Annotated in this window: 14 protein-coding genes and 1 pseudogene; 12 read left to right on the top strand and 3 right to left on the bottom strand. The window is 57.7% G+C overall.

The window, feature by feature from the left end; genetic code table 11:
• The first annotated feature begins 454 nt into the window (after window positions 1-454).
• The 4 genes from NBT82_RS19520 to NBT82_RS19505 all read left to right on the top strand — a co-directional run bounded on the left by NBT82_RS19520 (window position 455) and on the right by NBT82_RS19505 (window position 4,549).
• Window positions 455-2,197, top strand: a complete 1,743-nt coding sequence (locus NBT82_RS19520; RefSeq protein WP_251331481.1) for a hypothetical protein — start codon at window positions 455-457, stop codon at window positions 2,195-2,197.
• 55 nt (window positions 2,198-2,252) lie between these two features.
• Window positions 2,253-2,555 (top strand): hypothetical protein, encoded by a 303-nt coding sequence (locus NBT82_RS19515; RefSeq protein ID WP_114450771.1) that lies wholly within the window; start codon window positions 2,253-2,255, stop codon window positions 2,553-2,555.
• A gap of 196 nt (window positions 2,556-2,751) precedes the next feature.
• A complete protein-coding gene (locus tag NBT82_RS19510; protein WP_251331623.1) occupies window positions 2,752-3,702 on the top strand; it encodes a replication factor A in 951 nt (316 codons plus the stop codon).
• A 70-nt stretch (window positions 3,703-3,772) separates the two neighbouring features.
• Window positions 3,773-4,549, top strand: a complete 777-nt coding sequence (locus NBT82_RS19505) for a DNA-binding protein (protein ID WP_251331480.1) — start codon at window positions 3,773-3,775, stop codon at window positions 4,547-4,549.
• 220 nt (window positions 4,550-4,769) lie between these two features.
• Here NBT82_RS19505 and NBT82_RS19500 read toward each other — a convergent pair whose 3' ends face one another.
• Window positions 4,770-5,126, bottom strand: coding sequence for a TRAM domain-containing protein (locus NBT82_RS19500; RefSeq protein WP_251331621.1), 357 nt, complete (start codon window positions 5,124-5,126; stop codon window positions 4,770-4,772).
• A 276-nt stretch (window positions 5,127-5,402) separates the two neighbouring features.
• On the opposite strand from NBT82_RS19500, the gene NBT82_RS19495 reads away from it, so the two are divergent.
• Both NBT82_RS19495 and NBT82_RS19490 read left to right on the top strand, forming a co-directional pair.
• Entirely contained in the window at window positions 5,403-6,410 is a 1,008-nt protein-coding gene (locus NBT82_RS19495) for an IS110 family RNA-guided transposase (protein WP_251331090.1), read from the top strand.
• Between the two features lie 325 nt (window positions 6,411-6,735).
• On the top strand, window positions 6,736-7,386 hold the full coding sequence (locus NBT82_RS19490) for a hypothetical protein (RefSeq protein WP_251331620.1): 651 nt from the start codon (window positions 6,736-6,738) through the stop codon (window positions 7,384-7,386).
• A 36-nt stretch (window positions 7,387-7,422) separates the two neighbouring features.
• On the opposite strand, the gene NBT82_RS19485 is transcribed toward NBT82_RS19490, so the two are convergent.
• Window positions 7,423-8,244: an IS5 family transposase gene (locus NBT82_RS19485; RefSeq protein WP_251331619.1), complete on the bottom strand. Its 822-nt coding sequence runs from the start codon at window positions 8,242-8,244 to the stop codon at window positions 7,423-7,425.
• Window positions 8,245-8,383: 139 nt separating this feature from the next.
• A pseudogene (locus tag NBT82_RS20470) lies at window positions 8,384-8,443 on the bottom strand (DUF7837 family putative zinc-binding protein); the annotation flags it as partial.
• Window positions 8,444-8,533: 90 nt separating this feature from the next.
• On the opposite strand from NBT82_RS20470, the gene NBT82_RS19480 reads away from it, so the two are divergent.
• From NBT82_RS19480 to NBT82_RS19450, 6 genes are all read left to right on the top strand, one after another.
• The gene (locus NBT82_RS19480) at window positions 8,534-9,022 is read left to right on the top strand and encodes a hypothetical protein (RefSeq protein WP_251331618.1); all 489 of its coding nucleotides are present in this window, start codon (window positions 8,534-8,536) and stop codon (window positions 9,020-9,022) included.
• A 69-nt stretch (window positions 9,023-9,091) separates the two neighbouring features.
• On the top strand, window positions 9,092-9,619 hold the full coding sequence (locus NBT82_RS19475) for a hypothetical protein (protein ID WP_114450769.1): 528 nt from the start codon (window positions 9,092-9,094) through the stop codon (window positions 9,617-9,619).
• A gap of 207 nt (window positions 9,620-9,826) precedes the next feature.
• A complete protein-coding gene (locus tag NBT82_RS19470) occupies window positions 9,827-10,153 on the top strand; it encodes a hypothetical protein (protein WP_251331617.1) in 327 nt (108 codons plus the stop codon).
• A gap of 120 nt (window positions 10,154-10,273) precedes the next feature.
• Window positions 10,274-11,461, top strand: a complete 1,188-nt coding sequence (locus NBT82_RS20385; protein WP_425601783.1) for a transcription initiation factor IIB — start codon at window positions 10,274-10,276, stop codon at window positions 11,459-11,461.
• A 98-nt stretch (window positions 11,462-11,559) separates the two neighbouring features.
• On the top strand, window positions 11,560-11,769 hold the full coding sequence (locus NBT82_RS19455) for a hypothetical protein (RefSeq protein WP_112077698.1): 210 nt from the start codon (window positions 11,560-11,562) through the stop codon (window positions 11,767-11,769).
• A 182-nt stretch (window positions 11,770-11,951) separates the two neighbouring features.
• Complete coding sequence (locus NBT82_RS19450; RefSeq protein WP_251331616.1) at window positions 11,952-12,968, top strand: DNA polymerase sliding clamp; 1,017 nt, start codon at window positions 11,952-11,954, stop codon at window positions 12,966-12,968.
• Window positions 12,969-12,970 lie beyond the last annotated feature (2 nt).

Below are 12,970 nucleotides of genomic sequence, written 5' to 3'. Positions count from 1 at the left end.
CGCCAGCAACACTCATCGTCGCCCATAGCCTCTCAATTCGTCCTCACAGACCGATATAGAACGTCGCAATCGCTCAAGAAGTGTGGAAGTGGAAAGACGAGAATCGCCTTTCCCACATTGTTATGATGAGCCGTTCAAGGCTCACTATTAGCTACTCAGGATGTAGATATAATCGTATCGGCTACCGACCACCCAGTCCATAGCACAGTAGCCTGTCCTCGGACGTTACCCCTCATAATCCCGCCCGAACACGCTCATCGACTACCCCCAGCGAATGCGGGCGGGAACTGACCGGGGGACACCTGAAGACGTGACACGTTCCTAAAGACGCGATTGGCTAGCTTGCGCTCAGTTTTGGACCCCAAATGGGGCTGAGGGAGTGAGAGAGGGTCGACAGCAGCGCCGCTGTCGGTTCAGATCGCCTCAGACCTCACCCAGATGGAGTGACTACCAGATGACGTACTACCACAACGGAGACGACCAGCTCACGAACGGCGACGTCGAACAGGACGACCGGTTCGACGAACTCACCATGCGCGGCCTCTACGAGTCACCGCACCTCGAAAGCGACTGCCTCGGCATCCGCCTCGAGAACGCTGGCGAGCTCATGATGGCTGCCCGTCGTGAGCCCGAATACGACGAGTTCGGCCTCGAAATCGAAGGAAATGGAAACTACGAACTCGACGCATACTGGATCGGTGCGAGCCTTCGCACTACCGAAGGTCGCGACGTCGATCCTATCGACCTCGCCGACGAGGACCTCACTGGACTCCCACTCGAAGCCCAGGAACGCCTACACGGACTCCGTGAGGAACGCAAACGCCAGCGCGAGAAGGCCTTGGCCGCCCACGTGGTCGGCATCGACCGCGAGACACGATGCCGTAAGGAGCTCGTCGAAGAGCGCGAGGAACGCCAGTCCAAGCGCAAAGAGCGCGTCCTCGGGGAGGGAATCATCCGCAACAACGCATTCGAAAATATCGACGATAACGAGGCTGAAGCTGTCCGCGAGGCCGCTGCTCGAATCGAAGACCACCTTATCACCAGCCCCGGTGACGAAGTACTCCGACACCTGCTCGCACGCAAAGTCCGGAGCGGTCAGGACGTCTTCACCGCTCAGTCCAACACGTTGGACCAGCTCTATCAGGAGGCGAGCGTCATCCAACCTATCTCGTCCGTGCCGATTATCCCCTCGAAGTACAACGTCGAGGCTGACATCCAGGGCGAAGTCACGACCCTCTGGCAACCCAAATCAGGGAGCCAACAGCAGGTCGGCCTCATCAAAGACGACGCCGGCGATACCATCAAATTCACCGTGTGGACACGCTCTCAACAGGGTGTCATCCTCCACGAAGGCGATCTCGTTCGGATTCGTGCCGGGAAAGTCGGGAAGTACCAGGGACAGGCCACTCTCGCCGCTGACTCCGAGACGCATATCGAAGTTCTCGAGCGTGGCGACGGACCCGCTCCCAGAGGCGACATCCCGAACGTAGACTGGGAGAAATACGCCAAGCGTCACCGCGAACAGGGCATCGAACAGCCCTTCCAAGTGCACAGCGCGTGTACGATTCCCCCCTTGGGCGCTCCCGGCGTCGAAGAAGTCTCCCGTCCCGTGCATGCTCCCGTCGACAGACTCGACCAAGAGAAGGGCGAGAAGCTGGACGCCCTCGAATGGCTCAAAGCCACCGAGATATTCGACGAGGACGATAGCAAGATACCACTCCCAACTTGGTGGCGCGAACAAGCGAACGTGGTCTCCCTAATCGTCGACGTCGACGCCGAAGGGGACGAGATCGGCGCGGCCATCCGGGAGGTCGTCTCGACGGGCCGTCCCGAATCCACGCCTGTTCCCGTTACTCCCGTTCCCCAGGGTAAGCGTCGTCTCTGGGCGCTTATCCGTGACCTCGACCTTTTCGGAACCGCCCTTGATGACGACAAGGAGGGAGAGGTAGAGACGGAGACAGCGGACGACACGAACGAGAGCGTACTCACTGGCGTTGCAACCCCCGACACCTCGGAGACTACCGTGGCGAGCGACGACAAGCCGGGTCTTGGACTTCCAACGACCACGTGCCGGTGTCCAGAGTGTGATCACGATCGAGCGCAATATCGCCTCGTTCAACTCCGGTCCATCGACGAACCACCGACGAGACTCCTCTCCTGTGTGAATTGCGGCCAGAGATGGCGCGAAGACAGCTAGTCGACAGAAGCAGCACTTCACTCCGTGCATCCAGTCTCACTATTCCAATAGAACGATGTCAACCAACAACTCCGACCACGGTCCGACGAACAGTCACAGTCAACCACTCACGAACGAGGAACTCACCGGCGACGACGATGTCGACTTCCATCTTGACATCGTCGACGGCGAAGATCCCAGCCGGCCCGTCACCGACGACAAGAACGAGTTCAACCCGTACCCGTCGGGACCCGGTCCCCTTCCAAGAACGATGCGGTTCGTCAGGCTCATCGACGGCACCTGGGCGTTCATCGAGCGCGGGAACGTCGGCGGCTGGATCAGTGCCGAGGAAACCATCAACCTCGATGAAGTCCGGTGAGTCGCGATCGGCCACCAATACCTGTGTTTTGGCTCCCCCAAGGGGGTGAGGGGAATCGGAGGAGGAGCAAACATCCTGGGTGCTGCTCCAGCAGCCGTCCTCTGGGCACTCCCACTCGAATCTCATCTTCTATCTAGTCTCGTTCACCCAGTCGAACCATTCCAGCCAGCGACAGCAATCGCGCCACTTCCAGAAAATGTCAAGCAACACAAAATCCGCAGAACTAGCCGTAACTGTCTCCGACACAGACCTCTCGGAGGCTGCAACCGGCATCCTCGAACAGTTCCCAGACGACCTTGATGGCGACCTCCCCAGCGTAGAGGAAGTCGCGAGCCGTCTCGAGAAGATGACCAACCAGTACAAGGTTCCTCTTGACGAGGCCCGCCGCGCCGCGGTCAGCCACTATCGCGACGTGTTCGGCCTCGAATACGATGACCTCGAGTTCCCTGGCCAGAGCGCCGGCGACGTCACCCTCGCCTCAATCAACCAGCACGAGCAGTGGGTGGACGTGACCGTAAAAATCGTCGAACTCTGGGACCCCACCCACGACAGCATCGACCAGGTCGGGCTCATCGGCGACGAGAGCGGTCGCCTCAAGTTCACCAAGTGGACGAAGGCCGAACTCCCAACCCTTGAGGAGGGTAGCGTCTACAAGCTTTCGAACGTCATCACCAGCGAGTACCAGGGGCGATACAGCATCAACCTCAACTCGCGCTCGAACATCGAACCTGTCGACGGCGACATCGACGTTAGAGCCGATATCGAAGATGTCCAACTCTCTGTCCCGATGGTTGCAATCCAGTCCGGGTCGGGACTCATCAAGCGGTGTCCCGACGGGGACTGCACGCGCGTCCTCCAGAATGGTCGGTGTGCAGAACACGGCGACGTTGAAGGGGAATTCGACCTTCGCATCAAAGCGGTCTTCGACGACGGTGAGACCGTCCAGTACGCAATCTTCGACCGCGAAGCGACTGAGGCCATCGCGGGTATCACGCTCAATGAGGCCATCGAGCAGGCGATGGACGCTCTCGATACCAGCGTTGTCGAGGACGTCCTCATCGACGCGCTCGTGGGCCGGTACTACCGTGTAGAAGGCTCTATTGTCGGTCGATATCTGCATGTGAACGAGGCTGAACAGCACGGGTAACCTCGAATCCGAACCAGAACGCGACCCGAGTAGCCTGACTTTCGACTCCACAACCGTCACTAAACACTTTATGAGCAAATCCAACCCAGAAGCGACATCCAACAGCACCGACACCGAGAACAGCAATGCCGGCCGGCAAGGTCGCCAGGTAGCGAAGCGTGCCTTCGCCGCCGAAATCAACGACGCTACCCACGTCTTCAAACAGTCTGATGAGGAACGAGCCCCGAACTTCGCGCTGCTTCCGTCGGGCGAGGTCGCCAACCGATACTTCCTCGTCGGCACAATAACCGAAGTCAACGACGTCGGGAACGAGGACGAATACTTGCAGGCTCGCGTGGTCGACCCTACGGGCACTATGTTCGTCTACGCCGGGCAGTACCAGCCCCAGGCCGCTGCGTTCCTCTCCAGCCTCGAACCCCCGGCGTACGTCGCTGTGACCGCGAAGCCATCCGCGTTCGAGAGCGATGGCGAGACGTACGTCTCGCTCCGGCCCGAGACCACCACCCGCGTCGATAATGAAACCCGTGATCAGTGGGTTTCCGAGACCATCGAATGTACCGAAGCCCGACTCGACGCCTTCCCCGATAGTGACAGCGAGTTCGCCGCGATGAGCCGCGAGCAGTATGGCGACAGTCTCGACCTCGATAACTATCGGGAGGCCGTCAACGACGCTCGCGAGGACCTCGGAATGGACATGGACCACCGGTCGGACAGATCCAATAGTGAGACCACGACCGAGAACCAGAACGACGACGTCAGCGTAGATGAAGACGGCGTCACCAAGGAAGCGACGGTTGAGGAGGCAGAAATCGCCGCTGCCGTCGCAAACGCCAGGTTCGAGGAGTAAGCCCAAGTAGGAACACCTCCGTTCACTCCCGGCCACACTTTCTAACGTGGTCGCACAACTCTCTCGGGAGGGCTTTCACCCCCCCCACCCCGTCGTTCGTTACTCCCCGTCGAAATCCACCTTCCCTGAGCTGTAAGTGCAGTTTGACTCTACGGAAAACCTATTCTTACAATAACTGCGAGTGTATGTTCGTCCTCTTCTCGCACCGAAAATCGAGGAATTACTCGTAGTAACTCAACCGTTCGACGACCTCGGCGAAAGCGACGTTTTGCCGTACATCGGTAATCTCAATTTTGACTCGCTCACTCTCTTTCGTATCCGGGACGATCACGACGAAACCACGTTCGACCCGAGTGATGCCATCACCCTGTTCGCCGATGTCCTCAATCTCGACTTCTCGAGTCTCACTTTCCTCAACTGGTGGTTCCTGTGGCTCACGCTGGGACTGTGATCCCGTTTCAGCCTGTTCGCTCTGTTCTGGCTCGCTCTGTGTCGGGGAAGACACGAGTGCGACGCGATATGTTTCTCCTTGCTGTAGATCACCCAGTTGTAGCTCGCGCTCTGGAACGTCGATCACGTACGACCCGTCCTGTTCCTCAATCGAAGCTGAAAACAGACATTGGAGTTCTTCGGCTCTGATGGGATGAAAGCCTGCTAAGTCCCCAGCGTGCGTGAAGAGGTACTGGGGTGGTCAAAGGCCGATGATTCAACAGCGTCAGAGAACGCGTGGCTCTGATTGGCCTACCTGCCAAGGACGCACTATCATGGGAGGCCGCCCGGATGCTAGCGGCATCCGGGCGGCGAGCCCGAATAGGTGTGGCTCCCTTCACGCACTTCCCACTCCAGAGGAACCATGTACTACCTCGGAATCGACCTTCATAAAGATGAGTCGCACGTCGCTGTTTTGGACGACGATGCCGAGGTCGTCGAAGAGATTCGCGTCAAAAACGCGAATCTCGACGACGTTGCCGAAGAATACGCTGGAGCCAAAGCGGCGCTCGAAGCAACCAGCAACTACTACACGGTCTACGACACCCTCGACGAACACCTCGACGTGGTTGTCGCAGATCCCACACAAACCAAGGCGATCGGCTATGCTGAGGTGAAAAACGACCGGCTCGACGCGAAGTTGCTCGCGCAACTTCGCCGAGCCGGCATGATCGCTGAGAGTTACGTTCCGTCCGAAGAGCTCCGGGAGCGCCGCGCACTTGTGCGCGGCCGGAAGCGATTGGTCGAAAAGCGCACGGACTTCAAAAACGAAGTCCACGCCCTGCTCGACAAACACGGGATCACCTACGACTGGGATCCGTTCAGCGTGAACGGGCGAGAAATCCTCGCCGGCGAGGATTTCTCGCTCGGTGTGGTCGGCGATCAGCTGATGGAGTCGTTCCTCTCGATCATCGACGAGTTAACCAGTCAAATCGAGGAACTCGAAACGTTGATCGAGGAAACCGCTGCGTCTCTCGAGGAGACGCAGCTGTTGATGACGATTCCGGGCGTGAGTTTCTACTCGTCGCTGCTGATCACCTCGGAGATCGGTGAGATCGACCGATTCGACGAGGCGAAGCAGGTGGTGAGTTACGCGGGATTGGATCCGGTCGTCCGCGAGTCAGGCGACTCGCGGACGGAAGGATCAATCTCGAAGCGCGGAAGTGGAGACTTACGCTGGATCCTCGTTCAGTGTGTTCAAACGGCGGTTCACCGGTGTAACGATCCGTATCTTGGACGGTTTTACGCTCGGTTGAAACAGCGGAAGAACCACCAGATAGCGATTGTCGCAACGGCGCGAAAACTGCTCGTGTCGATCTTCCATATGCTGGAGCGTGAGGAGGTGTACGATCCACCAGAGGTGAGTGCCTGAGGGCCGCCGAGCCGGCGGCCCTCATCGGGCGGTCGCAGCGGGTGTGAGCCACAGCTAACGCGTTCACGTTCTGACCGCCTGCCGGCTGGTTCCTGAGCCATCACCGTTCCTGCTTGTAATTTTCTCTCGTGACCAAGCTCGGCATCGATCCCGGCGAAAAATATAGTATCGCAGACGTGGTTTGTTGAGCTAGCAGGCTTTCATAGGTGTTGAAATCCTATGCAGTTGACTAGAGGAATATCTATTCACACCGAATGGTGTCGAAACGTAAGCTGCGAAGAAATGTTTAATAGGACTAATAATCCTGCAACAGAAGTCTTCCATAATGCCCTCCACAAACGACATCGAGCGATCACAGGAAGCTCTCAACGTTGCAAAACGATATCACAGACGTGAACGCCCTCTTAGTGCATTTGTCGTCGTACTCGTAGTATCGGTGTTTCACGGGACGTACCTTGCGACTTCACTTCTCCCAGCGATCGTTGTCGCAGCTATCTTGCTTATCGCCGCACGCGCTCCAGTACTTCAGTCGAGAGGTACAATTCAACTCCAAACGGACGACGATCTGGGGACAGTCGTTGATGATTTTACTGGCCCAACACCCCCTGTTTTGGCACTTCAGTGGGGTGTAGCCAATGAGGTTACCACAGAAGATAATATGGCGATATATCCCGTCTCGTATCTTTTCGGACTCCGCTCTGTAGAGGTAGCCGTTGACACTCATACGGATACTACATCAAGCGGAGGGTATCTGGTTGAGTCGGAAGTCACGGTAAACGATCAGCCTTGGGCAACGTACACTTCGACAATCAATTCCACGAACGAACATACGATCATAGAGGTAGAATATACCTCGAACCGGCGTTTTGGTCTACGACGCATACCACAGGAACTACTGGCAAAACGGTACCGCGACGATGTGCTCACCGCTCAGGGATACACAGTCGTTGAACGCGACGCACACTTCGGTCTCTGAGACGGTTGATATTTCACGTCCCGCTGCTTCTTCCGGTCAGAGTGAGCGATCAAGGTTGTGAGTGAGACAGACGATGGCAATTTCTCGGAACTGGTTCCACCAGTGCCGTGAGCGGACGAACGCGCCGTACTTGCGTTTGATCCGAGAGTTAACCGTCTCGTTCTGACTACGCTGGCCATAGAGTTCAGCATCTATTCGAGCATTCCACGCCTCGTGGAGCGACGAAAACTCTCTGTGTTTGATGAGCGGGCGAACGTTCTCCTCGTGAGCTACTGCACGCACCTTCTGGTCGTCGTATCCTTTGTCACCGAGAAGAACTGCGATATCACCAGTATTCCGCTCAATGAGTGAGGGCGCAATCTGGGAGTCGTGTCTTCGTGTCGTTGTTACGTGTACGTCGATGATAGCATTTGCTTTCGTGTCCACGAGAAGTGTGACTTTCAACTGGTGTATCGTCAACTTCGTTCGCTTCGTGTAGTGTTTCGAGGCGTGACTGCGGTCAAAGCCGGAAGCGTCGATCCCGACGATACCATTAGTCGGAAGAAGCGTGATTGAGAGGTTGAGCAAAACACGCCAGACGGCCATATCGAGCCGGTTGAACGCTTTGCACAACGTTGAGGGTGCCGGGAGTTCGTCCAGGTTGATGGCTTTCCGAATGCGGGGCATCTCGATGAGCTCGTCGAGAAGCGTCCTGTACGTCGTGTTCTTTCGAACTTTGAGACAGAGTAAAACGATGTGCTGGTGGAGTGTGTACCGTCGTTTTGAGAACTTTGAGGAGTAAGGGGCAACAGCTCGGTGTGCCAAGTGCATCGCTTGCTCAACGAACCGGAGCAACTGTGATTTTGGGAGGGTATCCATCTGGTCAGACTACCGGGCCAACCTGTAACTCTCTGAGGATTTCAACAGAGCCAGTTCTTCAGAAATCTTCATTAGTCGGCCTCCTGGCAGCGTAATAGTGCAGAACACTTGACTCTGCTGTCGTGTCGTTGCTCAGAATTCACTCGGGACTCACGACATCGTCGCAGATGGGACACTCTGCCCAGATACCAGTCGTTCCGTTGTTTTACTCATGTTCAACCAAGACGTGTGCAGAACTATTGACCCCCGCGTTTGTGCTCCCCTGAAATGGTGGAGGGTTCAACACGAAATGGCTACACTCCAGCTCAGCACCGCCTCGAACGCACCGACTATCGACCCCACTCAGGTCGATGAACTCCGCGAGTTTCTCGACGAATGGCTCATCGGCACGGGCTCATTCGACGACATCATGGTGAAGATTGCGGTTCCCGAACGCGATCCCGATACCGGCGAGGCAGACCCGCCGCACCTCACGCTCTACGGATATGCCTCGTTCTCCCCGACGCATCGGCCGACCGTTCGCGAGGCCGTCCTCGAGGGCCTCGACGACAATCTCGATGAAGACGAACGCGAGGTCGTCATCAACGACGAAACCGAGGAACTCCTTTGGGACTACGCCGGTGAGCACACCGAGGACTTCCTTCGCGAACTCTCGCCGTTCCTCACCGAGCCCTTTGTCATCCAGACCGTCGGCTACGAGAAATGTCGATTCCCCCACGTCGGCTACCAGTACCGCGTCGATCCCGATGGAGAAATTGACCATATCCAGTTGGGATGAGCAGCCGGCTCGAATCTTTCGCCACGACGCTCGCCGCAACTCGCCTCCATCTCCTATCCCCCATCCAGCATGAGCTTCTACGCGCGAATCTCCGGCTACCTCCAGTACCGCACGCACGACCACCTTGACGCCGCCATCGAACGCCTCAGGCGAGGCGCTTGGCTCAACGACGACGAGCAGTGGCTCGTCCGAGGTCACCCCCGGGAGATCCGCACTGACGCTACCATCGACCACGATCGCAACCTCCTCGCAATTCCCGCTGGTGTGTACCAGAATCTCGGTCGAATCACCACCGAACTCTTCGCTGGGGCGACCGACGGTGTCGTAGTCACGTCCTCGAACGACGCGTGTTTCGACGCTTGGATCGAGACCCCGCTTCCCGAAGCCGCCAACGTTCCGCCTGGTGAGGGTGGTGATGTCTCTTCTATCCGTTGTATCGACCTCGAACACTTCGCCCGTACGCAGGGCCTCGGCGTCAACCAATTCGGCGATCCTGGTCACTTCCAGTGGCAGTGGGATGTCCTCGATGCCTTCCACGACAAGCACGACCCAGACATCCTCGGGATTCTCGAATCCGCGAACGGGCCACCCGGATGACCAAGAGCCGAAACTATGCAATCTCCCGAACCCATGACCCAGAACACTGACCCAGACGCAAATACAGACTCAAGTGCGAACAAAACGAATACTGACATAGGCACTGCTCCCGATACGTTCGCTGATTTTCGCGATCAATTCGACGACGAGTGCGTTCTCCAGACGCTCTCGAAAGCCCACGATATCGACCGCGAGAACCCGCCGACTGTGTACTTCCTTGACGAGGACACCGGCCGTGTCTATCGTGTTCTCGAAGCCACGCGAGGCTCACCCGACTCGGGGTGGTTCGTCCTCGCCCTCGCCGGCACCCACGTTGACGATGGCTACGAACGCCAGTTGCGCGTCCACGACTCGGACACCCACCGTGTCCTGCTCGGCAACGATATCGAGCACTATGCTCACCATGAGCCGACCCCCGCCGACGACGTCATCACTACTAGTGAGGGGATGTTCATCCTTCGGATGGACGAGCCACTAATCCCGATCGGTGAGCACCGCCAGACACGCTCCTCCGGGGATGACGTCGATGAGTGAACACGAACACAGCGAACTCGAAGGACCGTGAATCGTGCTCTTCGGTTGCTTACGACCAGATTCCTCGCCTTCAGTTTGTCTTCCCCCGGAGGAACTGGGGGGTCTACGCCCCCGTTCCATATGTCTCAAGATGCCCTCGAGAACACTGACACTACGACCCATAGTACCGGCTCGTCTTCCGCCGGGTCGGGGTCTCCCACTCCCGTCTCGACGCGCCTCAGGCAGAACCAGCAGCAGACTCAGTCATTTTCCAGCGAGACTGCCTCCGAAGACGAGCAGTCGAAAGCCACGGACTCGGAATCGACCGATGAAATACAGTGTCCTGAGTGCGCAACCGACGAGTACCTCGTCATTGACGAGGAGGAAACCTACTGTGGGGAATGTGGCCTCGTACTCTTCCGTGATATCCTCGATCGGCGCCTTCGCTGGGTCGATACTGGGGACGGCCGTGAACCCGAACGTGGCGGCGCTCCCACCACACATCGCCTCCATCATAAGGGGCTCCCGACGGAGATCGGATATAACAGTGACGGGTACGACCGCCCGCTGTCGCGTCAGACCAAACGGCGTTTCCGTCGACTCCGTAAGTGGGATAGTCGATCGAAAACCGGCTCGAGTCGCGACCGCTCGCTCCGCCTCGGCCTCGGCGAAATCGCTCGCCTCGTCAGTGCGCTCGAACTCTCCGGCTCTATCCACGACCGCGCCGCTGACCTCTACCGCGAGGTTAGCGCAGAAGGGATGCTCGCCGGCAACTCCGTCGAAGGTATGGCGAGTGCCTGTGTGTACGCTGCTTGCCGTCTCGAACGCCTGCCACGCACGCTCAAAGAGATTGGTGAAGTCGCTCGTGTCGATATTAAAGAAATCAATCAGGACTACAAGTGCCTAAATCAAGATCTTGAGCTCGCAACGCCTCCACCACTCCCGCAGGACTACATCCCACGACTCGCGAGTGCCGTTGATGCCTCCCCTCGTCTCGAACGCCGTGCCTACCAGCTCTCCAGATCGAACGCTGTGGGTGTCCTCGCGAACGGCCGGCAACCGAACGGCGTCGCCGTTGCCTGTCTCTATCACGCCTTCAAAGAGAGTGGGCAAAGCAACCTCCGACTTACCCAACAAACTCTTGCCGAGGAAGGCTACACGACCCCGACAACGATTCGCAAGCTCTGGAGGGAGCTCCAAGGCCTTGCCGATGACGGAGAACTTCCCGATCCGGACGGCAACCTCGACCATTTCTCGTTACCCTGTGGAACGGTGGTAGGCGACGAGACGGATCGGATGACACCCCTATATCCTACGCAACAGTCCTAATCGAACCATCCGAATCGTTACGTAGGACCAACACTCGGGACGCGGAACCTGCGACCCCCGCTCGTTTGTCGCACCCCGAGACGGTGGGGGAACTCGAAATGGGCTCACTCGCACGCCACCGTGCAGCGAATCGCTTCCAGACCGCACTCCAGCAGCGCCTTGACGCTGCCTCGAATCAGAGTGAAGTACAGCAAGCCTACGACGATGCACTCGAGGCGCTCATCAAAATCACTCTCGACGATGTCGAACTCGACCGCGTCGCCAGGGAGCTTTCGACCAACCCCGACGTTATCGACTTCCCCGAGTGACCGAGATCGCGACCATCATGCTCGGTTTTGCCCACCCCACGGGGATGGGGGGAGGTAGAAGAGTTCATGACGGTTACCGTTCATAACGGTACTACCGTTATTATTACTATTATTGGTTCGATTTTCTCCCTTCGTGAGCAGCTCGATCACCGACAGTATCGCGACCACGACTCCACTCAAACATGAGTACCAACACCGAATCCGAAAGCGCGGACGCACAGCCAGCGACCACACCCGACGACGGATCCTCAGACGTAGAATCTGAGATGGACGTCGACGACGCGACCACCGCAGAAACCGCTGAAAATACCCAACCCAAAGGCGAGCCCGAACCAGATCTGGAATCGGAACCAGATTCTGAACCGGAGCAAGAATCCAACACCGACGGTGAAGCCGACGAGGACGTCGAGGAAGACGCAGAAGAAGAGGCCGATGTCGGCACCGGACCGCCGAGCCAGTTCCAGGCCGCCATCATGGGCGGTGACATCAAGGAGTTCGTCGGTACGCTTCGCGCCATCGTCGACGAGGTGAAGTTCAATGTTGAGCCTGATGGCATTCAGGTCCGTGCGGTCGATCCCGCAAACGTCGCGATGGACGACGGTGTGCTGTCCGCAGGGGCTTTCGAGTCCTACGACGCCTCCGAGGGTGTTCTGGGCCTCAATCTCGAACGTCTCGAGGGGGTCCTAAAACTCGCGAAGAAGGATGATCTCGTCGAACTCTCGTTCGACACGAATACGTTCAAACTCGTCATCTACATCGATGGCGTCGAGTTCACGATGGCGTGTATCGACCCCGACAGCATCAGGTCGGAACCCGAAATTCCGGACATGGATCTCCCCGCGTCGTTCACTGTCGATGAATCGCAGATCAGGCGGGGGGTGAAAGCAGCTGATATGGTCTCCGACCACATCCAAATCCGTTGTGACGAGACCGAGCAGGCCGTCTTCATCGAAGCCCAAGGCGACACCGACGACGTGTCCCTAGAACTTACGGAGGAGGAGTATACCGAGCTGACCGCCGTCGACGCGGAGGCGCTGTTTTCGCTTGACTACGTTAAGGACATCTCCCGGAAATTCCCGAAGAACGCTGCAATCAGCATCACCTTCGGGACGGACTTTCCAATGATGATCGAATACGAGTTTGCAGACGGCGAGTGCGAGATTCTCTCGATGATTGCCCCCCGAATCCGGTCCAACTAATG

Source organism: Haloplanus sp. HW8-1 (assembly GCF_023703795.1).
GTDB lineage: Archaea > Halobacteriota > Halobacteria > Halobacteriales > Haloferacaceae > Haloplanus > Haloplanus pelagicus.
The sequence above is the reverse complement of the archived record's forward strand: the minus strand, read 5'-3'. Positions and strand labels throughout refer to the sequence as shown.